The 23,555-nt window shown below is 42.4% G+C and carries 19 protein-coding genes and 1 tRNA gene; 8 read left to right on the plus strand and 12 right to left on the minus strand.

Going from position 1 to position 23,555, the window contains the following annotated elements; genetic code table 11:
- The first annotated feature begins 89 nt into the window (after window positions 1-89).
- The 3 genes from pdhA (at window position 90) to NPUN_RS28235 (ending at window position 2,227) form a co-directional block, all read left to right on the plus strand.
- On the plus strand, window positions 90-1,124 hold the full coding sequence (pdhA, locus tag NPUN_RS28225) for a pyruvate dehydrogenase (acetyl-transferring) E1 component subunit alpha (RefSeq protein WP_012411829.1): 1,035 nt from the start codon (window positions 90-92) through the stop codon (window positions 1,122-1,124).
- 100 nt (window positions 1,125-1,224) lie between these two features.
- Window positions 1,225-2,094: an aldose epimerase family protein gene (locus NPUN_RS28230; RefSeq protein ID WP_012411830.1), complete on the plus strand. Its 870-nt coding sequence runs from the start codon at window positions 1,225-1,227 to the stop codon at window positions 2,092-2,094.
- Window positions 2,095-2,155: 61 nt separating this feature from the next.
- A tRNA-Lys gene (locus NPUN_RS28235) sits at window positions 2,156-2,227 on the plus strand.
- 294 nt (window positions 2,228-2,521) lie between these two features.
- On the opposite strand, the gene NPUN_RS28240 is transcribed toward NPUN_RS28235, so the two are convergent.
- On the minus strand, window positions 2,522-3,457 hold the full coding sequence (locus NPUN_RS28240) for an SDR family NAD(P)-dependent oxidoreductase (protein ID WP_012411831.1): 936 nt from the start codon (window positions 3,455-3,457) through the stop codon (window positions 2,522-2,524).
- Window positions 3,458-3,511: 54 nt separating this feature from the next.
- Window positions 3,512-4,084 carry a TetR/AcrR family transcriptional regulator gene (locus NPUN_RS28245; RefSeq protein ID WP_012411832.1) on the minus strand — a complete coding sequence of 191 codons (573 nt, stop codon included), beginning with the start codon at window positions 4,082-4,084 and terminating at the stop codon, window positions 3,512-3,514.
- Between the two features lie 570 nt (window positions 4,085-4,654).
- Here NPUN_RS28245 and fba point away from each other — a divergent pair.
- Window positions 4,655-5,734 carry a class II fructose-bisphosphate aldolase gene (gene fba / locus NPUN_RS28250; protein ID WP_012411833.1) on the plus strand — a complete coding sequence of 360 codons (1,080 nt, stop codon included), beginning with the start codon at window positions 4,655-4,657 and terminating at the stop codon, window positions 5,732-5,734.
- A gap of 271 nt (window positions 5,735-6,005) precedes the next feature.
- On the opposite strand, the gene NPUN_RS28255 is transcribed toward fba, so the two are convergent.
- Entirely contained in the window at window positions 6,006-6,818 is an 813-nt protein-coding gene (locus tag NPUN_RS28255; RefSeq protein WP_012411834.1) for a carbon-nitrogen hydrolase family protein, read from the minus strand.
- Between the two features lie 210 nt (window positions 6,819-7,028).
- Between NPUN_RS28255 and NPUN_RS28260 the strand changes: the two genes are divergently transcribed.
- Window positions 7,029-7,622 (plus strand): MarC family protein, encoded by a 594-nt coding sequence (locus NPUN_RS28260; RefSeq protein ID WP_012411835.1) that lies wholly within the window; start codon window positions 7,029-7,031, stop codon window positions 7,620-7,622.
- Between the two features lie 148 nt (window positions 7,623-7,770).
- On the opposite strand, the gene trxA is transcribed toward NPUN_RS28260, so the two are convergent.
- The 6 genes from trxA to NPUN_RS28290 form a co-directional block, all read right to left on the minus strand.
- The gene (gene trxA / locus NPUN_RS28265; RefSeq protein WP_012411836.1) at window positions 7,771-8,094 is read right to left on the minus strand and encodes a thioredoxin; all 324 of its coding nucleotides are present in this window, start codon (window positions 8,092-8,094) and stop codon (window positions 7,771-7,773) included.
- Between the two features lie 366 nt (window positions 8,095-8,460).
- Window positions 8,461-9,624: a GuaB3 family IMP dehydrogenase-related protein gene (locus tag NPUN_RS28270; RefSeq protein WP_012411837.1), complete on the minus strand. Its 1,164-nt coding sequence runs from the start codon at window positions 9,622-9,624 to the stop codon at window positions 8,461-8,463.
- Between the two features lie 340 nt (window positions 9,625-9,964).
- The gene (locus NPUN_RS28275; protein WP_012411838.1) at window positions 9,965-10,495 is read right to left on the minus strand and encodes a YdcF family protein; all 531 of its coding nucleotides are present in this window, start codon (window positions 10,493-10,495) and stop codon (window positions 9,965-9,967) included.
- Window positions 10,496-10,922: 427 nt separating this feature from the next.
- Window positions 10,923-12,176 (minus strand): exonuclease subunit SbcD, encoded by a 1,254-nt coding sequence (sbcD, locus tag NPUN_RS28280; RefSeq protein ID WP_012411839.1) that lies wholly within the window; start codon window positions 12,174-12,176, stop codon window positions 10,923-10,925.
- Between the two features lie 75 nt (window positions 12,177-12,251).
- Complete coding sequence (gene cysH / locus NPUN_RS28285; protein WP_012411840.1) at window positions 12,252-12,977, minus strand: phosphoadenosine phosphosulfate reductase; 726 nt, start codon at window positions 12,975-12,977, stop codon at window positions 12,252-12,254.
- Between the two features lie 592 nt (window positions 12,978-13,569).
- On the minus strand, window positions 13,570-15,159 hold the full coding sequence (locus tag NPUN_RS28290) for a DHA2 family efflux MFS transporter permease subunit (protein WP_012411841.1): 1,590 nt from the start codon (window positions 15,157-15,159) through the stop codon (window positions 13,570-13,572).
- 250 nt (window positions 15,160-15,409) lie between these two features.
- Between NPUN_RS28290 and NPUN_RS28295 the strand changes: the two genes are divergently transcribed.
- Complete coding sequence (locus NPUN_RS28295; protein ID WP_012411842.1) at window positions 15,410-16,006, plus strand: TetR/AcrR family transcriptional regulator; 597 nt, start codon at window positions 15,410-15,412, stop codon at window positions 16,004-16,006.
- Window positions 16,007-16,162: 156 nt separating this feature from the next.
- On the opposite strand, the gene patD is transcribed toward NPUN_RS28295, so the two are convergent.
- Window positions 16,163-16,516 (minus strand): heterocyst frequency control protein PatD, encoded by a 354-nt coding sequence (gene patD, locus NPUN_RS28300; protein ID WP_012411843.1) that lies wholly within the window; start codon window positions 16,514-16,516, stop codon window positions 16,163-16,165.
- A gap of 218 nt (window positions 16,517-16,734) precedes the next feature.
- Between patD and NPUN_RS28305 the strand changes: the two genes are divergently transcribed.
- Entirely contained in the window at window positions 16,735-19,008 is a 2,274-nt protein-coding gene (locus NPUN_RS28305; protein WP_012411844.1) for a RelA/SpoT family protein, read from the plus strand.
- A gap of 137 nt (window positions 19,009-19,145) precedes the next feature.
- On the opposite strand, the gene NPUN_RS28310 is transcribed toward NPUN_RS28305, so the two are convergent.
- A complete protein-coding gene (locus NPUN_RS28310; protein WP_012411845.1) occupies window positions 19,146-20,186 on the minus strand; it encodes a hemolysin family protein in 1,041 nt (346 codons plus the stop codon).
- A gap of 685 nt (window positions 20,187-20,871) precedes the next feature.
- Here NPUN_RS28310 and NPUN_RS28315 point away from each other — a divergent pair.
- Complete coding sequence (locus tag NPUN_RS28315; protein WP_012411846.1) at window positions 20,872-21,918, plus strand: D-alanine--D-alanine ligase family protein; 1,047 nt, start codon at window positions 20,872-20,874, stop codon at window positions 21,916-21,918.
- A gap of 166 nt (window positions 21,919-22,084) precedes the next feature.
- Here the strand turns inward: NPUN_RS28315 and NPUN_RS28320 are convergent, their stop codons facing one another.
- A complete protein-coding gene (locus NPUN_RS28320) occupies window positions 22,085-23,470 on the minus strand; it encodes an ATP-grasp domain-containing protein (protein ID WP_012411847.1) in 1,386 nt (461 codons plus the stop codon).
- Window positions 23,471-23,555 lie beyond the last annotated feature (85 nt).

Below are 23,555 nucleotides of genomic sequence, written 5' to 3' on the forward strand. Positions count from 1 at the left end.
AACGCTAGCCTGTTAAAAGCCGAGGTGTTATCAGACCAACTTATTTAAGACCGTAACTTTAAGTTGTACAACAGGGATACTCAAAAATAATGGTTCAAGAGCGTACTTTACCCACATTTAATCCTGCTACTACGCAAATTACTAAAGAAGAAGGGTTATGGTTGTATGAGGATATGGTTTTAGGGCGCTTGTTTGAAGACAAGTGCGCTGAAATGTACTACAGGGGCAAAATGTTTGGTTTTGTTCATTTGTACAACGGTCAAGAAGCTGTTTGTACGGGTGTTGTACAGTCAATGCGACCGGGTGAAGATTACGTTTGTAGTACTTACCGCGACCACGTTCATGCTCTGAGTGCGGGAGTACCAGCAAGAGAGGTAATGGCAGAATTATTTGGCAAAGCCACAGGTTGCAGCAAAGGGCGCGGTGGTTCCATGCACATGTTTTCTGCGGAACATCGTTTGCTGGGTGGCTATGCTTTTGTGGCTGAGGGAATTCCTGTAGCAGCTGGAGCAGCTTTTCAAAGCAAATACCGCCGCGAAGTGCTGGGAGATAAAAATGCTGACCAAGTGACAGCTTGCTTTTTTGGCGACGGTGCAGCTAACAACGGTCAGTTTTTTGAGACACTAAATATGGCAGCCCTATGGAAACTGCCAATTCTTTTTGTAGTCGAAAATAATAAGTGGGCCATTGGGATGTCTCACGAACGAGCCACTTCCCAGCCAGAGATTTATAAAAAAGCCAGTGCATTTAACATGGTGGGCGTGGAAGTAGATGGTATGGATGTTCTAGCAGTCCGAGCCGTCGCTCAAGAAGCCGTCGCTCGTGCCCGTGCAGGTGAAGGCCCAACATTAATTGAGGCGCTTACCTACCGCTTCCGTGGTCACTCCTTGGCTGACCCAGATGAAATGCGGAGCAAAGCTGAGAAAGAATTTTGGTTTGCCCGTGACCCAATTAAGAAGCTGGCTGCTTATTTGCTAGAGCAAAACCTGGCGAATGAGGGAGAAATCAAAGCAATTGACCGTAAAATTCAGGATGTAATCGACGAGGCAGTTAAATTCGCCGAAAGCAGCCCCGAACCAGACCCCAGCGAGTTATATCGTTTTGTGTTTGCAGAAGACGAATAAACAGTGCTGAGTTATGAGTGCTGAGTGCTGAGTACTTTTGATTTTGCTCAGGACTCAGCACTAGGTACTCAGTACTACACCTTACTCAGGACTAAAATTTGTGTTTAGCATTGCAGTTCAACAGCAACAGTACAAGACGTACATTCTTTCTGATGAAGCCGCTGGTTCTCAATTGGAAGTAGTACCAGAACGCGGTGGTATCATCACTCGTTGGCGCATTCAAGGACAAGAAATTTTCTATCTGGACACTGAACGCTTTACTCATCCTGATTTGAGTGTCAGAGGTGGGAACCCAATTTTGTTTCCTATTTGTGGCAATCTTCCAGATAATACTTACACTCACAACGGGCAACAATATACTCTCAAACAACATGGTTTTGCCCGTGAATTGCCGTGGAAAGTAACAGAACAAGAAACTAGAGATAAAGCTAGTCTCACTGTTGTTCTTGATAGCAATGAGCAAACTAAGGCAGTTTATCCTTTTGATTTTCAGCTGGCTTTCACCTACGAACTTCAAGGTAATACCCTAGAAGTCCGCCAGCAGTATAAAAACTTATCATCCACACCAATGCCCTTTTCGGCTGGTTTCCATCCCTACTTTTTATGTGGTGATAAAACTCAGCTAGAGGTTGAAATTCCCTCTAAGCAGTATCAAGACAATCAAACTAAGGAATTTCACTCTTTTGATGGCAATTTTGACTTTAGCCGTGATGAAATTGATTTTGCCTTTGGACAGCTAACGAGTCACTCGGCTACTGCAATAGATCGCAGCCGGAAGTTAAAACTCACCTTGGATTATGATGATTTCTCTACTTACTTGGTATTTTGGACAGTCAAGGGCAAAGAATTCTACTGTCTAGAACCGTGGAGTGCCACCCGTAACTCTCTCAATACTGGTGATAACCTGACTGTGTTAGCACCAGGAGCTAGCCACACAGCATCTGTAAGGTTGACGGCTAATTTTTTCTAAACCCCTTTACAAATCTACAGATGTATATGCTATGATTGCAAAGTTGCGAAATGCAGCGAAAGGGTCGCTAACTCAACGGTAGAGTACTCGGCTTTTAACCGATTAGTTCCGGGTTCGAATCCCGGGCGACCCATATAAGGGTTTAAGTAACACTCGCCTCTGCTTTTATATCAAAAGCAGAGGCGAGTTTTATTAGTAAATTTATTAGGACTAACGCAAATAATAGCCGAAACCCTAATTTTCAGGTAGGGGCGATACCCTACGGGAAAGCGCCTTGCGTCTACAACGTTTAGTTTTGCATAAGTCCTATTTGTGAATGCGATCGCTCTAGAGAACAAAAATTTTCGCATAAGCGATCGCTTATCTTACCCAACGAAGTGCGATCGCCCTTTATAAAATCTGTTAGTTAGCAGATGTGTGAATTTGGTCATTTGCCCGCGCTTTGGGTCTTTTTATTAAATTCAAATTTCACATTGGTGAGTTTTTCTGATACTTCCCATAGTTTTTTAGCGATCGCTTGGTCTTTAGATAATTCGTTTGATTCGACTTTTATTGGATAGCCGCGCATCTCCATAAACCCATTGGGGCCGAAATATTCTGCGCCTTTTAAGCCTGCTTCGGTTGCTGCCCGCAGAGTCGGTAATGCGCCCATCGTGATGTCTTGAGCAAGGATGCCGTTGAGATATTTCACAACGCCACCCGCAGTTCTCTGCAATTCGGTTGCTGTCCAGCCAGGATGCGAGGCGGTTACAAGTGTATCGATACCCTTATCTTTTAGTTTTCGGTCGAGTTCGTAGGTGAAATAGAGGTTGGCAAGTTTGCTATCGCCGTAGGCTTTCCATTTGGCATAACTTCTCTTTTCCCAATTCAAATCATCGAAATCTATTTTGCCTATACTATGTGCGCCGCTCGAAACATTGACAATTCGTGAGTCTTCGGTGTCGATCAAACGTTCCAAAAGCTGTCCCGTCAAAGCAAAATGTCCAAGATGATTAGTGCCGAACTGCAATTCAAAACCGTCCGTCGTTTTTGAATATGGCGGAATCATCACACCTGCATTATTAATTAGTAAATCCAGACGCACATAATTTTTCTGAAAGTTTTCAGCAAAATTTTTAACTGATGCTAAATTCGCCAAATCAAGTTCCATTACCTTTACGTCGGCATCTTTATTCTGTTGAAGAATTTTTGCCAATGCCTTGTTTCCTTTGTCCAAATTGCGAACCGCAATGATTACAGACGCTTGTTTATTTGCTAAAACCCGCGCCGTTTCATAACCGATACCGCTGCTCGAACCCGTTACAATTGCTACTCTTCCTTTTTGACTCAGAATATTTTCCGTGTTCCATTTTTCATTTTTCATTTTATTTACTCCTAATTAATCGAACGTTCGTTTAATTAATTCTCAAAAAAAGAATTAATTCGTTACTGCATCCCACGCAATTTTATAGGTGGTTTCTAGCATTTTTTCATCCAAAACCAAAGCACCACTAAAATGCTCTTTTATCAATCCAGTCAGAGGCGCAAAGGTAAAAGCGGTAAAAATTTCCAGAGAAATATCCTTAAAAACTTTCTCCTCTTTACCGCGATTGAACAAATCTAGCATCGGCTTGAAATAGGTCGAACTTTCATTTTTGCAAATGCGGTCAACCATAGGGGAATTAGCAAATTGCTCCGTAAAAGCAAATCTGACCGGATTTTTAATTGCGTATTGATAATAATTATTCCAGATCATTTTAAAGGCTTTCTCCACCGATAGGTTCTGGTCGACACCTTTCAAAATCTCTGAACTCATTTCCTGCTTCACGAACAAATATATTTTATTGAGAAGGTTTTCTTTGTTTTCAAAATAGACATATATTGTCGCGGGCGAAACATTCGCGGTTTTTGCAATTTTCGACATCGAAGTATCAGCAAAACCATTTGCAGTAATCAGTTCGATTGCCGCATCACAGATTGCTTGATTTTTTTTGTCGTCTTTGTGCCTCATAAATTCTATAATAAACGAACATTCGGTTATTAACCAGTGAATAGTTTTTTATGATAGCAATGCCTGCGGTGGTTGCCGTATCACCTCCCTGACGCTACGCGAACGTGGATGCAAGCAAGCTACGTGCAGCGTCTCGTAGAGAAGTGGGGGCTACGCCTACACGATCTACGCCATATTTAACGTGAGTCTTCGTTGGACGCTCACGTTAATTTATGTAACCAAGCATAATTTAATGCCAAATGCAATAGTTAGGGAAAACACCCTGATAGCATTTGTCAGAAGTTTAGTGTGTTTAAGTTGAAGCGATCGCTTTGAGATGACCATTTGGGATACTAGGCTACCAGAGCTACTAGCTGTAGGGTAACTAAATCTACAGCGATACAGAGCAATGATGGTTCATAGTACAGGAGTACAGAACATAGTTATAGTAACGATGGCATAAACTTTTTCAACATAGATACACGACACTAGTTATAATTTCCTATAAGTTGAAAAAACTCTTAAGATTTAGCGTAATAAATACGCTTCTCTCAGACCGACTAGCTGACAACCACATTAGGAGGACTATCTATGGCGCTTGTACCACTGCGGCTGCTGTTGGATCACGCAGCTGAAAACGGTTACGGCATCCCAGCTTTCAACGTTAACAATTTGGAGCAGATTCAGGCAATCCTGAAGGCTGCTGTAGAGACAGATAGCCCCGTAATTTTACAAGCTTCACGCGGCGCTCGTAATTATGCAGGAGAAAACTTCCTCCGCCACCTGATTTTGGCAGCGGTAGAAACCTATCCTCACATTCCCATTGTCATGCACCAAGATCATGGTAATGCGCCTGCTACCTGCTACTCAGCAATTAAGAACAACTTCACCAGCGTGATGATGGATGGTTCTTTAGAAGCTGATGCGAAAACTCCTGCTAGCTTCGAGTACAACGTCAATGTTACCCGCGAAGTTGTAAATGTAGCTCATGCTTTGGGTGTCAGCGTTGAAGGTGAACTCGGTTGTTTGGGTTCTCTAGAAACTGGTGCTGGTGAAGCTGAAGATGGTCACGGATTTGAAGGTACACTCGACCACTCACAACTGCTAACCGACCCCGATGAAGCTGTTGACTTCGTAGAAGCAACCCAAGTAGATGCATTGGCTGTTGCCATTGGCACAAGCCACGGTGCTTACAAGTTTACCCGCAAGCCGACTGGTGAAATTTTGGCCATCAGCCGCATTGAAGAAATTCACCGCCGTCTGCCTAACACCCACTTGGTAATGCACGGTTCATCCTCTGTACCTGAAGATTTACTTGCACTGATTAACCAGTATGGTGGTGCAATTCCTGAAACCTACGGTGTACCTGTAGAAGAAATCCAAAAAGGTATTAAGAGTGGTGTACGTAAAGTAAACATCGACACCGACAACCGTTTGGCAATCACTGCTGCTGTACGTGAAGCTTTGGCTAAAAAGCCAGAGGAGTTTGACCCCCGTCACTTCCTCAAGCCTTCTATTACATACATGCAAAAAGTTTGTGCTGAACGCTATCAGCAATTTGGCACTGCTGGCAACGCAAGCAAGATTAAGCAAATTTCTTTGGAAGATTTTGCTGCTAAGTATGCTAAAGGTGAACTCAACGTTGTTACAAAGTCTGCTGCTAAAGTTTAATTTTGACAACAAATAAATAGGAGCATAGTACTGCTATACTCCTAAAAAATTGAGGATTTTAATATTGATATAAACCGGGTATTTACCCGGTTTTTTATTTATAAGGGGCTGGGAATTGGGAATTGGGAACTTGTACTGAGCGAACGCGAGTGCGTCTCGTAGAGAAGTCGTTGGCGCAGCCTCTCGTAGAGAAGTATTGGGAATTGGGAAAGAGGAGACAGGAATTCTTTAATTTTGAATTTTGAATTGATTTCTCCCCACTCCCCAATCCCTAGAACACCCGATGTTGTAAAGAAGGCATTTGACGACGGACTTGTTCTAACCTAGTTGGCTTGATTTCTGCGATCGCAATTCCCGGTTTTTCCCCAGCATCGGCTAAAATTACACCCCAAGGGTCAATAATAACGGCGTGGCCGTGGGTTAGACGGCGGCCGTAGTTATTCCCCGTTTGGGCAGGAGCAATGACGTAGGCGGTATTTTCGATGGCTCTGGCTTGTAGTAGTACTTGCCAGTGATCTTTGCCAGTAAAGGCGGTAAAGGCGGCGGGAATAAAGATAACATCGGCTCCCTTCTCTGCTAAATGACGATACAGTTCAGGGAACCGGACATCATAACAAATAGAAAGTCCTAGATTACCGAGTTTTTCTGAAAAATGGACGGGGGGTAATTGCGTACCAGCCACAACAGTGCTGGATTCCCGATAGGTGTTGCCGTCAGGAACATCAACATCGAATAGGTGTACTTTGTAGTAGCGGGAAAGTTCTTGACCGCTTGGGTCGATAAGTAGAGTGGTGTTATAAACTTTGCCTGTATTGTCTACAGGAAGTGGAAAGCTGCCGCCCAAGATCGTAATTTGAAAGCGTTGAGCCATTTTTTTGAGAAATTTTTCACTTTCAAGAGCGATCGCATCACCTTGTGCGAGTTTATCTTTTTCTTCTCCCATGTAGGAAAAGTTTTCTGGCAAGCCTACCAATTCAGCACCTCGACGCACGGCAAGCTCGATTAATTCTTCTGCCTGAGCCAGATTTTTGTGTAGATCGGGCACACTTGTCAATTGAATAGCGGCGGCTAAATAAGACTTCATAGATTCAACAACGAACAGTTGATTTATGGAAGATAGATTATCAAAATATATCGCTAGTTAAACATCTGTGGAACTTAATTGAAAATACCTCAGCCAAGATTTTCTTTAACAGACTGATTTTATTACTGATTTTAATCTTCCCCTAGGTTCTGGCAATCTGAGCAAGATTGGCATTAGTTTATGATCAAACCCTGATAAAAGTTACTTGCTGTGGATATTTCTATTCTTGTTCAAACATTTATCGCTGTGTTTGTTCTAGCAGATGCTGTGGGCAATATACCGATTGTCTTAGTTTTGACTAAGGGCATGATGCCAGATCAAAGAAACAAAGTTATAGATAAAGCAATTATCGTTGCGATCGCAGTTCTTTTGCTATTTGCTTTTGCTGGGCAAGTAATTTTAAATTATTTGGAAATTAGTATCGGCTCTTTGCGAGTAGCAGGAGGTGTATTGTTGCTGTTAATTGCTTTGCAAATGCTGCGGGGAGAATTAGATCAGCCAATTATTGAAGAAGGACGTGATGTCGCAATTACTCCACTAGCTTTACCACTGCTAGCGGGGCCGGGGACTTTGACAACGGTGATGTTGCTGATGTCGAAATCACAAAGTCCACATATTGCTGTGGCGGTGGGTATCTTAGGGGCAATGTTTATTACTTGGTTGATTTTGCGTTTAGCAAATCTGATTGACCAGTGGATTGGTGCAGAAGGTGGAGTGATTGTAACTCAGCTTTTGGGGTTTCTGTTGGCGGCGCTAGCAGTAGAAATTGGTAGTACGGGAATTAGAGAATTATTCTTGAGCTAGAAAACTCCTAAAAATATTCTGAGATTGTATACAAATGTAAACAAGTTTGAAAAACGAGAAATTCGCGCCTCTCAAACTTGTTTGTAAAAATTAACCTAAAGCTAGAACAACATTGATAACTCAAAAGGATTTTGTTACCAATTGAGTTTCAAAGATACTTTTCTAAAGTGGAAGCTAATGTACTTTTAGGTACAGCACCTACCACCATATCTACTTTTTGTCCATCTTTAAAAATCATTAATGTAGGAATACTGCGGATGCCGTACTGACTAGCAACTTGAGGATTTTCATCCGTGTTGACTTTGACGACCTTGATTTGACCTTTGTACTGTTCGGAGATTTCATCGACAACAGGAGCTACCATACGGCATGGTCCGCACCAGGGTGCCCAAAAGTCAACTAAAACGGGTACATCGCTGTCGAGTACTTCTTGCTTGAAACTAGAATCGGTAACTTGTGCGGCTGTTGACATGCCTAAAACCTTCGCCAATAATATCTGAACTTGGTGAAAATTCTACCATAGCAAAAACATCAGCTTGGGAGTCTAAGGATGTACATTTGCAAAGAAGCTCTAGAATTTATTTACAAACATAAGGAACCGCCCGAACAGTAGTCCGGGCGGAGTGTGGTGTGAGGAGTGAACGGAAACATTTGTCTCCGCTATCTCTATTGTAGGCGACATATCGAATTTTTCCAGCAATTGTTTAGGGGGCTGGAAAAATTTATTGAAGAATTTGGGAGTGCGGATTGGGGATTGGAGATTGGGGATTAGAATTAAAATAACTCTTTCCCAGTTCCCAGTCTCCACTCCTTAGTCCCTAGTCCCCAGTCCCCAGCTTTATTTCCCCATACCTAATTGTTGAGCTTTTTGGTAAACTTTACCCTCGGTTAATAGGGAAGGGGCAATTACAACTTCCACTTGCTGCATTTCTTTAATATTTTTGGCTCCTAAAGTGCCCATGCTCGTCTTTAAGGCTCCTAAAAGATTGTGAGTACCATCATCTAGTCCGGCGGGGCCAATGAGTATTTGCTCTAGGCTACCGGTGGTAGCAACGCGAATGCGGGTGCCACGAGGCAACACCGGGCTAGGAGTCGCCATACCCCAATGATAACCTCGTCCTGGGGCTTCTGCGGCTCTGGCAAAGGGGGAACCAATCATCACACCATCAGCACCGCAGGCGATGCATTTACAAATGTCGCCACCGGTGATTAAACCGCCATCAGCAATAATGGGGATATAGTTACCAGTTTCCTTGTAGTAATCATCTCGTGCTGCTGCACAATCGGCGATCGCAGTTGCCTGTGGCACACCCACACCCAACACCCCACGGGATGTACAAGCAGCACCAGGGCCAATTCCCACTAGTACGCCAGCCGCCCCAGCTTTCAACAAATTCAACGTCACATCGTAAGTCACGCAATTCCCCAACACCACAGGGATGGGCATGGAACGGCAAAATTCTGCTAAATCAAGTGGTATTACAGACTCTGGTGACAGATGTGCAGTAGAGACTACTGTAGCTTGGACAAAAAATAAATCGGCCCCAGCTTTTGCTACCGCCTCACCATATTTACTTGCACCGGCTGGAGTTGCACTTACCGCCGCAATGCCACCTTGTTCTTTAATTTCCTGAATACGTTTTTCAATTAATTCCGGCTTTATTGGTTCGGCATAGAGTTCTTGCATCAGGGCAACAAATTCATCTTTCCCCACAGAGGCAATCCGATCTAATATTGGCTCTGGGTCAACGTAGCGAGTGTGAATACCCTCTAAATTGAGGACACCTAATGCTCCCAACTGTGACAAACGTACAGCCATGCGAACATCTACTACCCCATCCATTGCACTGGCAATTATCGGAATTTCTCGCTCAATATTGCCAATACGCCACTTAGTATCTGCCAAACTAGGATCTAGTGTTCTGTTACCAGGAACTAGAGCAATTTCATCTATTCCGTAAGCTCTACGAGCTGTTTTTCCCCGCCCAAGTTGAATTTCCACGCTTTAACTTTTATTCAAATCTGTTTAAGCTAGGGTATCAAATTGTGAGATAAGTTGGGGCGTTTTTTTCCCTGAGCTACACAGATAAATTCCATTTACGCAAGTCACCACTCAAAACTTTCATGGACACAAAGTATTCACTAAGCAACCAAATGAGCAAAAACAGTTAATTGGTTTTTTTTATATTGTGTTGTTTGAGGGTTAATGTTGCGCTAGTTTTGCGATCGCTGTGGTTTAATGTGTCTATTATTACTTAGTTAATATCACGATTATTGGCATTAATGCTCTTAATTTACCTATCTTGAGTTACATCAAGATCATACAAATTCCCACTGATGATTTACCGTTTATTTTTAGCTGCATCCACACCAGTGTAACCAGTTGCTATCCAAAGTATGGCTCTGGCTCCATCGCGGATAGATTTTTCGATAGATTCAGGGGGTTTTTCTGAAGGGACTGGCACTGGTTTTAAATAAATACCCCGACTACCCAAAATAATTTCGCCGATGACACAAGCCCGGCGCATGTGGAAGTCTGAAGTAATCAAATAAACGCTCTTAATACCACGAGCTTGCAAATCATCTACTAACGTAGTAAAATTAGTAACTGTATCTACGGCTTCATAATCCAGGTGTAGACGCTTGGGATCAACACCAGCTTTGGTAAAGACTCGTTGGGTGAATCTAGGTGGACTACCCCCAGTAATCCAAATTGGTATATTTGGATGCTGGCGAACAAATTCGGCCGTAAACTTCTCTCGCTCTAAACGTCTCGTTGAACCACCCAACACTACAACTGCTTGCGGCTGTACAAATTGGTTTTGTACTTCTTTGTATCCCCACCAGATGATTAGTGGTAAGACAAAAGCCATAAAACGAAAAGATTTACCTGTAAAGAGTAGCTTATTCAAGGCTCGATAACTTTTTTTACTAAGTCAAAAATTTCCTCTAGCTAGAAGAAAAACAATAGTTGATAGTAGAGTAGCAAACTCCTCAATAATCTGCCCAAAAATATAAATTTGGGTGACTTTTATGTTACAGCGCGATTAAGCGGGTTTGAAGTTTTTCCTTTAATTGATGGATTATCCTAACCTGTATCGGAAAATTCATCAAAGGGCTCTAGCTCCTTGTAGAAGAACTCCATTTAGGTTATCTCGAAAATCTCTTTCCTTTTAGAAGAGACTTTGAAATTTCCCCCTTCCCGACACGGGAAGGGAGTTAATTTTTTCGTGGGTTTTTCCAGATGACCCTAAATTTTGCGTCTCTACACACTGTATTGAAATATGATTGACATCTATCCTACTCGCTAGTTGATGCTTCTAGCCAGATTTCCACATCATCTGCTAGCAACTTCTGTGCAGCATCTAGCATTGATGTTGCTATGTCTTTGAGGTCTTCGCGGTTGTTCAAGTAAGTTTTCAAGGCTTCCATTGGGTCGATGCTGCTACTTGCGCTCAATTCAGGAATGCGGGGCCTGGCTAGTTGACTTACTAATTCTGCTTGAATGGTGTAGGTATGAGCGGGACTTAAAGCAGTATGTAGAGAGGAACTATCAATTAAATCCATCTGTTCGGAGCGGAGTTTGTAAATTAGCCGCACTACAGCATCTTGAATATCATACTTAGCGATCGCTTTCATTAACAATGCTTGCGGCTCATCTGCTTTCGAGATATCCACTTCAATGGTGCGGAAAGTCCGAACTGTTAAGGGACAAAATTCCCATTCAGCCTTTCCCCGCTCCAGTTCCAGCATTACATAGCCTTTGTCTTCTTTTTCTTCACTAAAATCTACCCGCTCAATACTTCCCGGATAAATCACCGGCGGGTTGTTAGATTTATTGAGGTTCTGATGGCGGTGGACATGTCCCAACGCTACATAATCAAAACAAGGTCGCGTCAGCAAAGATAGGGGTAGAGTAAAGCCTTTACCTACTGCCAAAAATCGTTCTGCGCCCAAGCTAGCATTATCAGCCATCAAATGAGCCAAAAGCACAGTTGGCACATCGGGGTCAAGACGGCGAATTTCCCCTTCCATAACAACTCGCAGGCGTTCCGTTAACAGTTCGTTGACTTCTGCCAAAGATGAACCTTCAGTCTCTTGGCGAGTCATCAAAGTTGAACGGGTCAACCAAGGGAGGGTAATTACTTGCACTTTGCCATTACGGGTTTCAATGCAGTGAGTAGTTAATGTATCACCGACAACAAACCCTGGCACTCCCAAAGTGCGGTAAATATTTAAACTTGCTCCTCCCTGTCCTTGGGAATGTTGGTCATGGTTGCCTACCAACAGCACTGTTGGAATATCGGCATCCATGAGACGGCGAAACTGGCTAGCAAAAGCTTGTTGTACATAAGGCGGTGGTGTTGCATCCGGGAAAGCATCGCCACCAAATATCACCATATCAACAGCATCAGTTAGGGCTCTGTCAATACATATAGACAAAGTATTGACAAAATCCTCCAATCGTGTATTCAACCCAGTTGTAGGATTAATTCGTCCGTGGGAGAAGCCGCTTCCCATGTGGATGTCGGAAAGATGGAGGATTTTAATCATATTTGTCTTTTGTCCTTAGTCACTTATCCTTTGTCTAATAGTAATGACAAATGACAAATGACCAATGACTAATAACTAAATATGAATTCCGCATTCTGTTTTATCACTTCCCCGCCAACGTCCGGCGCGTTCGTCTTCACCTTCGCCTACTTTGGTGGTGATGGGTTGGTCGCCTATGCTGGGATAGCCTTTGTCATGGAGTGGGTTGTAGATGACTCCGTGTTCAGCTACGTAAACCCAGGTATCTTGACGTGTCCAGGTAGCAATGGGATTTACTTTCAACCGACCTTTACCATCAAATTCAAATATGGGCATATTCGCACGGGTTACTGCTTGGTCACGGCGGCGACCGGTAATCCAAGCCACGCTGTTGAGTTCGTCTAGACCCCGTAACAGTGGTTCAATTTTTGTAATGTGGTGGAATTTGGCAATATCCGTATCCCAAAGTTTGTCGCCGTATTTGGCTTCAAAGGCTTCACGGGTTTCTACGTCTGGAGTTTTGAAAGTTTGCAAGTCCAGATTGTAGATTTCTTTGGCTTTGGCTACTAATTCTAGGCTCTCAGGGAAGTGATGTAAAGTGTCGAGAAAGATCACAGGAACGGGATGCTTCAGTTCACTGTAAAGAATATGGGTAATTATCATGTCATCCACGTTAAAGGCGCTGGTTTGCACCAATCCCGTTGGGATATTCTCTATAGACCATGCCAGTATCTCTTTAGGAGTGGCAGTTTCAAATTGCTCATTTAATTTTTCTAAGTCAAAAGCGATCGCTTGATTTCTAGATGCCGTGGAGACTGTCATGATAATCTTCTATTCAAATATTTCTACCTTGATTAAGATTTATTTTACTCCATAAAGGCGCGTATTCCGCTCGGAGTTCAGGTATTTATTCTGTTCGGAAATTACTACATTTGGGAACCGGAGAATAAGAAGTGGGGAGACTAGAAGACTAAACCATCATAAGTAAAAACCGATACTTAAGTTGTAAATTAATTTTTTGTTAAGAAAAATTACAGGATTTTAAGTTTTACAGCGCTTTTATAGATATTTATACTGATTTTGATATGGTTAAGGAACTATTAAAAAAAGGATTTTTACTTAAATGAACGATTCAAAATTCAGCAATCCATTAGGCCAATCTATAATTATGGGCGCTTTAATGATGTTAACCAGTGTTGGCGTTATTACAATAATGAACTTTTTCTAAGATTTGGAATTTCTAATTTTAGCAATAAGACTTCACATAGTCCTGCTCAAAACTGAGTAGGATTTTTATTTTTTATCTACATATATCAGTGTATGTTAATTTTCTTCTGTGACTTTTGGCTCAGAAGAATTTTTAAGCCGTGTTTTTACATAGTTTTACATCAGAGAGCTTAAAATTGGTATCCGTCTAATGGCTGACTGGTGCTTTCGCTCCGGCACCGCCTTTACCCAAGAATAGTAATAAAGGTAATGAGCAAAGGAACCCAATCCCTACCACTCGAAAGCAATCTGCGTAAGATAAAACAGCAGCTTGAGTATCTACTGTTTGACTTAATAAAGCTAGTGCTTGTTGTTGTGCTGTTGCCGCATCCATGCCTTGGCTTTGAAGTGCCCCATTGAGCAAATCTAGACGTTGATTGGTTTCTGGGTCATAAGGGCTAAGTTTTGCTAACAAGATAGCTCGATGAAAAGTTTGTCTTCGGTCAAGCAGAGTGGTAAGTAGGGCAATGCCGATACTGCCACCTAGTTGTCGAGTCAGGTTGTAGAAACCAGACCCAGCCGAAACATCTTGTTTGGGTAGCGGGCCTAAAACTGCCAAACTCAAAGGGAGAAACATCAACACAGTAAAAGCCCCACGCCATACCAATGGCCAAAATAAATCATCTGTGCCCGTTTGTGGAGTAATTGCTGCTAGTTGAAACATAACTCCAGATGATCCAACAGCGCCCATTGCAATTAAAAATCGGGCATCAATTTTACTGGACAGCTTGCCTAATAGAACCATGACGATCGCAGACGCTAAAGCACCAGGCGCTAACAATAGTCCTGTCTGCGTTGCCGTAAAGTGCAGTACACTTTGAGCAAATATCGGCACAGCAAAGAGTGTGCCATAAAGCCCCATACCCACCACTGCTGAGAGAACGCTTCCCGCAGCTAAAGAACGGTGACGCAAAACTCTCAAATCCACAGCAGGATGATTTGTTTTCAGTTCTCGCCAAATAAACAACCCTAAGCCGATCGTACTGGCGATCGCTAACGTGGTGATGAAACCGGAGGAAAACCAGTCTTCTTTCTCTCCTTCTTCTAACAAAGTTTGCAGACAGCCGATCGCAATAATCAAAAACCCAATACCGAACCAATCGACGGATTGGCTTTGTGTCTCGCTTTTGTCTTTGTCTTTGGGCAAAAACATGAAGGACATCGCCACTGCAACGATCCCGAAGGGAATATTAACAAAGAAAATCCAGCGCCAGCCCAAACCATCTACCAAGAATCCTCCTAAAGTCGGGCCGATAGCTGGGCCAGCAATTACACCTACTCCAAAAACTGCCTGTGCCAAACCCTGTTCAGCAGGTGGAAAAGTCTCAAACAAAATCGCTTGTGCTTTAGCTAGCAACCCGCCACCACATAAACCTTGAAGAATTCGGGAAAGAACCAGCATCGGTAAATTGAATGCTAACCCGCATAAAACTGAGGCAATGGTAAAGCCAATCAACGAAAAAATAAAGTAGGTTTTGCGCCCAAAGTAATCTCCCAGCCATGCAGATAAGGGAATTAAGACGACATTTGCGATCGCATATCCAGTTACTACCCAACCTACCTCACTGACAGTTGCACCCAAACTAGCTTGCATATCCGTCAAGGCAACGTTAACGATACTAGTATCAATTACTTCTAAAATTGCACCAAGAGAAGCCGTCAAAGCGATCGCCCACTTCAATGGTCCGTGGACATAACCAAATTGATCAAAACTAGAACGTTTAATGTTGGTAGCCATTGTCAGAGCGATTCCCAAAGCAAAAATTAAATATCTTATATTACGCTACGGTAGCGTATCATATAGAAATGGTCAAGGGAGACTTCAATGAAAAGCAGCAAAAATACTTATGCTAAAGATGGATAGTCACTTTTGCTGTTTTCGTGCATGAAAACTGAGTAGTAGGGCTTATTTGTTTCCCTGATGCTTGTTCTGTGACCAAAGCCAGAAGCAGATTGCCAAGAAGATATTGCTTGGGGATGATATTTTTATGAGTAACCAAATTAACAGCCCTTCAGGACGACCACGCAGCATCCACGCCGACCAAGCGATTCTGCAAGCGACCTTAGACTTACTTGCAGAGGTAGGATATCAGAGCATGAGTATAGAAGCGATCGCTTTTCGTGCTGGAGTTGGTAAAACAACCATCTATCGCCGTTACACTTCCAAAGAAGAACTAGTTGCAGACGCGATAGAAAGTTTGAGAGATGATTTAGCGATCCCCGATACTAGCAGCTTTTGGGGAGATATGGATATTTTGATCGAGAATGCCGCCAAAAAGATAGATAGTCCCCTTGGTCGTCAGACACTCGCTTTGATAATTAGTACAGCGTCTAGCAATCCTCAGTTTGCAAAGGTTTACTGGACAAAATATATCAAACTCCGACGTGAAGCATTCTCTAAAGTACTTGAGCGTGCCCAGTCTAGAGGTGAAATACATAAGGATGCAGACTTAGACTTAATTATCGACCTGGTGAGCGGATCATTATATTATGCACTGATCTTTAAACCCACAACCGAGCCAGTAGAAGCATATATGCGCCGCACAATAAATCTTCTCCTCAAAGGGATTGGGTATGGGGCATAGGGCAAGGGGGACAAGGAGAAAGAATAACCTATGTTCAATTCCCAATTTCCAATGCCCAATTCCCAATTCCCACCTTATAACTTGTTAGCAAAATAACTTTTCACGAACGGTCGTAAATGAGATGATGGATTAATTAGAGAAAAAGGTAAACAATTGTTATTTTTCTCCTTCCGCTTCTGGTTGCAGAATAGCATTACAGTACTGAATGAGGGTTGTCAAGCGATCGCTAATCGTCTGAAGTCTCGTCTGTGCAGTCGATGCCTGCCGCGCTCCTTGCAAAAACATCACATCTATCGCCAACAAACGCAATTGCTTGCTCATTTCCGTTTGATAAGACTGTACTCGCCAGTTTTCATCAGCCAAAGGCACAATCTGCTGTCCGAAAAATTGCTGCAACGAGGCTACACGCACTCGCAGTTCAGGCGCAGCGATTTGGGTCGTTGTGGCATCGGAGCGTAATTGCTCTAGCAAGGTTACGAGTGCCAAATATTTCTCAGGGTTTAAAGACATCCAGTGCTAGTTAAGATAGTATTAGTGTCAAGTAATTTTTCTTTTACAATAAACTTTCTTAAAGGCTTATCAGCACTAAAAGCCTCAAATCAGGATTTGAGGCTTTGTTTGCCATCAATGGATTTTCAAGGTTAATAGGCGACAGCATTTTCTTAGGGTGATGCTGCCACTTTTATTTATCATTCACTTATCTACCGATCCTATCCAAACCCACTTGTATGAGCAGTCTAGCTATAAATTCATCAGTTGATCTAGCCATTCCGGAATGGTTAAAAAAATGTTTGAAGGAGTCATCGACAAGTAACGGCGAAGTAGAAGATGACCGAAGGCATAGTGATGCAGTTTTAATTGGCCGCGCATTTGAATTTGCTTACCAACTGCATCAAGGTCAATACCGCAAATCTGGAGAACCATACATTGCTCATCCCATTGCTGTAGCCGACTTGCTGCATGACTTGGGAGGTAGTGCTGCTATGATAGCAGCTGGATTTCTCCATGATGTTGTTGAAGATACAGAAGTTACAAGTCAAGAAATTGAAGAACGCTTTGGCGCAGAAGTGCGGCAATTGGTTGAAGGTGTAACAAAGCTTTCTAAGATCAATTTCACCAGCAAAACCGAAAGCCAAGCCGAAAACTTCCGGCGGATGTTTTTGGCAATGGCGCAAGATATTCGGGTCATTGTGGTGAAATTGGCAGATCGTTTGCATAATATGCGAACTTTACAATATATGTCAGAGGCCAGCCGCCGCCGCAGTGCCCAAGAAACGCGAGATATATTCGCGCCTTTAGCCAATCGCTTGGGGATTTGGCGAATAAAATGGGAACTGGAAGATTTGGCTTTTAAGTATTTGGAACCAGAAGCTTTTCGCCAAATGCAAGAGCTTGTTTCTGAAAAACGGACGGCGCGAGAAGAGAAACTGGCTAGAGCTACGAACATGTTGCAAGAGCGTTTGCAGCAAGCCGGAATCCGCTTTCAGGATATTAGCGGTCGTCCCAAGCACCTTTATAGCATTTACCAAAAAATGCACCGCCAGCAAAAGGAATTTCATGAAATTTACGATTTGGCAGCGCTGCGGATTATTGTTCAAAGCAATGAGGAATGCTATCGGGCGTTGGCGGTGGTTCATGATGCTTTTCGCCCAATTCCTGGGAGATTTAAAGATTACATTGGGCTGCCAAAGCCTAACCGTTACCAGTCGTTGCATACTGGGGTGATTGGACTAACTGGCCGTCCTTTAGAGGTGCAAATTCGGACAATCGAAATGCATCATATCGCCGAGTATGGGATTGCCGCCCATTGGAAATACAAAGAAACTGGAGGTTCTAGTATTAGCCATTTGACAGGGACAGATGACAAGTTTACTTGGCTGCGACAACTACTAGAATGGCAAACCGATCTCAAGGATGCACAAGAATATCTTGATAGTGTCAAGGATAATCTATTTGAAGATGATGTCTATGTCTTCACCCCTAAGGGGGATGTTGTTCCTTTAAGTCCCGGTTCTACCACTGTAGATTTTGCTTATCGCATTCATACCGAAGTTGGAAATCACTGTTCAGGGGCGCGGGTGAATGGGCGAATGGTGTCTCTGTCAACGCGACTACAAAATGGCGATATTGTAGAAGTTCTCACTCAAAAAAACTGCCATCCGAGTTTGGATTGGTTGAACTTTGTCAGAAGTTCGGCGGCGAAATATCGGATCAAACAATGGTACAAGCGATCGCGCCGCGAAGAAAATGTTGCCCGTGGACGGGAATTGTTAGAAAAGGAACTAGGTAAAACTGGTTTTGATAGTTTGCTAAAGTCCGATGCAATGCAGATTGTCGCCGAAAAGTGTAACTACCACAGTGTGGACGATTTACTTGCCGGTTTGGGTTACGGTGAAGTGACATTGAACTTGGTGCTAAATCGTTGGCGAGAAGTGGCGAAGGGACAACAACCAGTTTCTACAGTGCCGCCATTTATCCCCAAAGAACCACCTACTACATCAAAAGCTTTGCGAGATGCCCCTCCAACTACTTCCCGCGCCAGTGATTCGCCTATTGTTGGGGTAGAGGGGTTGGTATATCATTTAGCTGGATGTTGTACCCCGATTCCTGGCGAACCGATTATTGGTGTGGTGACGCGAGGTAGGGGGATTTCAATTCATCGCCAAGGCTGCCATAATCTAGAGACTGTGGAATATGAGCGCTTAGTACCAGTTAGGTGGAACCCAAGCGCCGAAAATAGTGGTCGTCCGCACACGTATCCAGTAGATGTTCAAATTGAAGCCCTTGACCGCGTAGGGGTACTAAAAGATATTTTGTCACGGTTGAGTGACCAAGGAATCAATGTCCGCCATGCTCAGGTGAAAACCTCTGTTGGTCAACCTGCATTGATGGATTTAGGAATAGATATACGCGATCGCTCTCAATTAGAGCAAGTATTTGTGCAAATTAAGAAAATGAGCGACATTTTGAATATCCGCCGCGTTGGTCAAATTGACGAATAGATGATTGGTAGGGTGCGTTAACGGGGTTTGACGCACCAGATGGCGATCGTTTTTAGGAATCGAACCGCAGAGGCGCTGAGGGCGCAGAGAAAGAGAGGAGGAAATGAATGTGCCGTGTGATTATTTAGGCGATTGCATTAATTGCTACTATTGACAGACTGCAACATTTTTTCTCGTTTCTTGCGGGCAATTTCTTGCAAATCAACAGTTCTATCAGTTTCATCTACAATTTCACCAGTTATCACCTCAAGCACATCTTCCAAAGTGACGACACCAGCGATACTTCCATATTCGTCTACCACTACTGCAAGATGTTCACGAGCTTCTATGAAATTTTTTAACAGTTTATCTGCTCGAATTATCTCAGGAACAAAGTTGACTTTTCGAGCTAGACTAGCGATTTTTTGATTGTTACTTCCTTCAACCATCGCTGTCAGTAAATTCTGTTTGAGAGCATATCCAATAATTTCATCCAGAGATTCATTTATTACAATAATCCGGGTGTGTTGAGACGCAATAATATTTGCTTTCGCCTCAGCAAGAGTCATATCTCCATAAATATATGTCAGCATGATTCGGGGTGTCATTAAATCAGATGCTGTCACATCATTTAATCTAAACACTCGCTGAATCATTTCTGCTTCATCGCTTTCGATAATTCCCTCTTGATGCCCAATCTTCGCCAACAGCTTGATTTCAGCCTCATTCGTAGTTGGTCGTTTTTTCCCTTTGGCAAAGGGTGCAGTAACATTTTCTAGAATCCAAACTAAGGGTGTGAAAGCAATAGCAAGTCCAGCTACAGGTAGAGCTGCAAGTATGGCGATTTGCTCAGAATAACGCTCTCCAATTGTCTTTGGGATGATTTCACCAAAGATGATAATTAAGAATGTCAATATTCCTGAAAATACACCAAGCCATTTGTCTCCTAATACCTGAACAGCAATACTACCTGTAAGAATACTACCAATGATATTGAAAGTATTATTGAGGATTACAAGAGCCGCAATCGGTCGATTCATATTTTCACGAATCGCTAAAAGTCTTACTGCTGATGGACTATTTGATTGTGCTAATTGTCTGACTCTCAGGGTTGAAACAGAAAACAGGGCTGTTTCTACACTAGAACAAATTGCTGAACCTAAAAGGATAACAAACACAATGATGAGAAGCTGTAGCATATAGTTTCCCAAATATGGGAAGCGAAAGTTGAGCTTAACTGATAGCGAACTGGGTTACTATCCTGTTATCTTCTAAGTTTACCGTTTTCTTATTTTAAGCTCATCGCACAGGAAGGCTTAACTGCTTTATTCCTATAGCACTAGATTTTCATCTTGTAAGTATTTATACCATTTATTTGTAAGGCTGCACCAGATTTCCCTGGCTTCTGTTTTCTTCTTGGTTTCTTTCTTTGGGTTATGAGAACGAGGAGCAAGGATGCCTTATATCTTATAATTAATTTTCCGTTATTTTGTGTTCATTGGATTGCCAACTCAGTATTGAATAAGTATTCAAACTTACTCTTAAATAATTAATTAATGAAGGCAACTCGGTTTATTTTTATCATCGACTTCGATTAAACTAACTATTAATTGAAGTTTGGTTAATTACTCTCGTAAGTTTTTTAAATTTCCTTACATAAACACAAAACTTCTGCAAAGATACTCTGAAAAAGATCAGAGCTAACCTTATCTATATTACCATAATATATCGGAATGCAAGAGTGATGATATTTAAATCGCTGCCATAGTATGACTTTGAATATCTCACGATTTAATAGACTAGTGCAATTTTTAGAAGAAGCGTTATACTACAAGTCCGTTAATCGGTAAACTCCAGCTATAATAATAGATAAAAAGATGAATTATGCCAGTACTTAATATCCTTCATTTAGTTGGGTCTGCACACGATAAGTTTTACTGTGATTTATCACGTCTTTATGCCCAAGACTGTTTAGCTGCAACAGCAGATCCATCGCTTTATAACTTTCAAATTGCATATATCACACCCGATCGGCAGTGGCGATTTCCTGACTCTCTCAGTCGAGAAGATATTGCTCTTACCAAACCGATTCCTGTGTTTGATGCCATACAATTTCTAACAGGCCAAAACATTGACATGATGTTACCACAAATGTTTTGTATTCCTGGAATGACTCAGTACCGTGCCCTATTCGATCTGCTCAAGATCCCTTATATAGGAAATACCCCAGATATTATGGCGATCGCGGCCCACAAAGCCAGAGCCAAAGCAATTGTCGAAGCAGCAGGGGTAAAAGTGCCTCGTGGAGAATTGCTTCGCCAAGGAGATATTCCAACAATTACACCTCCAGCAGTCGTCAAACCTGTAAGTTCTGACAACTCTTTAGGAGTAGTCTTAGTTAAAGATGTGACTGAATATGATGCTGCCTTAAAGAAAGCATTTGAATATGCTTCGGAGGTCATCGTAGAAGCATTCATCGAACTTGGTCGAGAAGTCAGATGCGGCATCATTGTAAAAGACGGTGAGCTAATAGGTTTACCCCTTGAAGAGTATCTGGTAGACCCACACGATAAACCTATCCGTAACTATGCTGATAAACTCCAACAAACTGACGATGGCGACTTGCATTTGACTGCTAAAGATAATATCAAGGCTTGGATTTTAGACCCTAACGACCCAATCACCCAAAAGGTTCAGCAAGTGGCTAAAAGGTGTCATCAGGCTTTGGGTTGTCGCCACTACAGTTTATTTGACTTCCGAATCGATCCAAAGGGACAACCTTGGTTCTTAGAAGCTGGATTATATTGTTCTTTTGCCCCCAAAAGTGTGATTTCTTCTATGGCGAAAGCAGCCGGAATCCCTCTAAATGATTTATTAATAACCGCTATTAATGAAACATTGGGTAGTAATAAAAAGGTGTTACAAAATTGATATTAAAAAAATAAGCGGTGTAAGCCTGCATTCATAAAAGTATAAATAATTACTGCTCTTTTGGAGTGCGGGAGGCGATCGCAGAAAAAATCAAGAGCATGGACAAGCTTTTCGCTATTCATGCTCAACAGGTTTACAAATGCCATTTTTGCTTCTTACGAATCACTTAGTCGCCCCCTAATTCCACGAGTTTACCGATATTAAAATCGATCTTTACCCAACCTTTGAGTCGTTGCAAATTTTGTAGCAAAAGTAAAGTAATCTGCCAATGGTGCAAAGTTAAAAATGGTATCGGATCGTCCAGGCGATAAATGGCATCTGTACCTCTGACTAATCTCCCAAACCAAGTTTGTAATTGTTGTCCAGAGCGAATCCCAGTCAATCGCCAGATTTCGTGATATATCCAGTAAGTGGGCTTGCTATCTGCAAGAGGTTCCAAAGGTGCAGCTAGAGGAGTTTTACCAAGATAGGCTTCTGCAACACCTGGGTGATTGTAGAACATTGTGATCGCCGAATGGGTGCGAGGATTACATTCAATGGCATAAGCTGTACCATCTTCAGCTTGGATAAAGTCAAGAGATATTTGTCCAGTCAGCCGTAAACTTTTGACGAAATGTTGTACCCATTCTTGAATTTGGGGATTTTCGACATTTTCATAGTTAATCTGAAACGCTGAAGAATTTGAACAGCAATGCAACCTTAATTCGCCGTCTCGGACTGTGCTATGGGTGCATAATTCTTTCCCAGGAATAAATTCTTGCATAATCCAAGGTTTTTCTGGGCTGATGGGTAAACTCTTGACAAACGCTGCTGTCTCTTCTGGGGTATCACAAGGAAGTTTGGTTAAATTTAAGCGGCGAACTGAGTCGTAAGAAATACTCTTAAGAATATATTTGCGCGTCTCTTTACTAAAATCGAAGTTGATAACTTGTTCAGGATCGGTAATTTTAAAAGATTTCGGGGCTGATAAACCAAGCGATCGCGCCCGATCGGTAAAGGCAAATTTATCATCCAGCATCTTGGTTATATCAGCATCAAAGTGAAAAACCTCACAATATTCTGATAGTGCAGACTTTGCCAAAGAGTCGTAATAACTAGCTACAGGGCTGCATACGGGTACATAAACGTCAATCTTCTCTCGTTTGACAATTTCCAATAGCGCTTGGGTATAGCCTTCTGGGTCGTCTTGTGGTGCAGGAACTGTATAAAAACGACTCACAGAATTTGAGAATCTATGCCCTGATAACCAGTATTTATGACCTTCAATCAGAATAACTCTGTGTCCGGCTGCATGGAAGGAGCGGGCAAGTTGCAATGCTTTGGTCATTTTGCCGCCACTGACCAAGATATTCTGGGGATGAGTGGCTACGGCAGGTTTTTTTGTAAACGGCCTACACATCAGAGATATCAATACTATCAAAGCATTAAGCGGCAAGGCTATCAGCAGTAGTATTAGAGTCCCGATAGTCTTCAGTAGAGCTGCTATTTTTAGCCTCACACCCTTTGATGGCGTTGTGGATTGAGGAAGAGATAAAGAGATTGATTGTGCCATAAATTTTTCCTTGACGTGGAATGCAGTTCTTTTATAGGGACACACAGATGTGCGTCCCTACCGGATATTGCATCCAAATGAGAAC

The organism is Nostoc punctiforme PCC 73102, assembly GCF_000020025.1.
Lineage (GTDB): Bacteria > Cyanobacteriota > Cyanobacteriia > Cyanobacteriales > Nostocaceae > Nostoc > Nostoc punctiforme.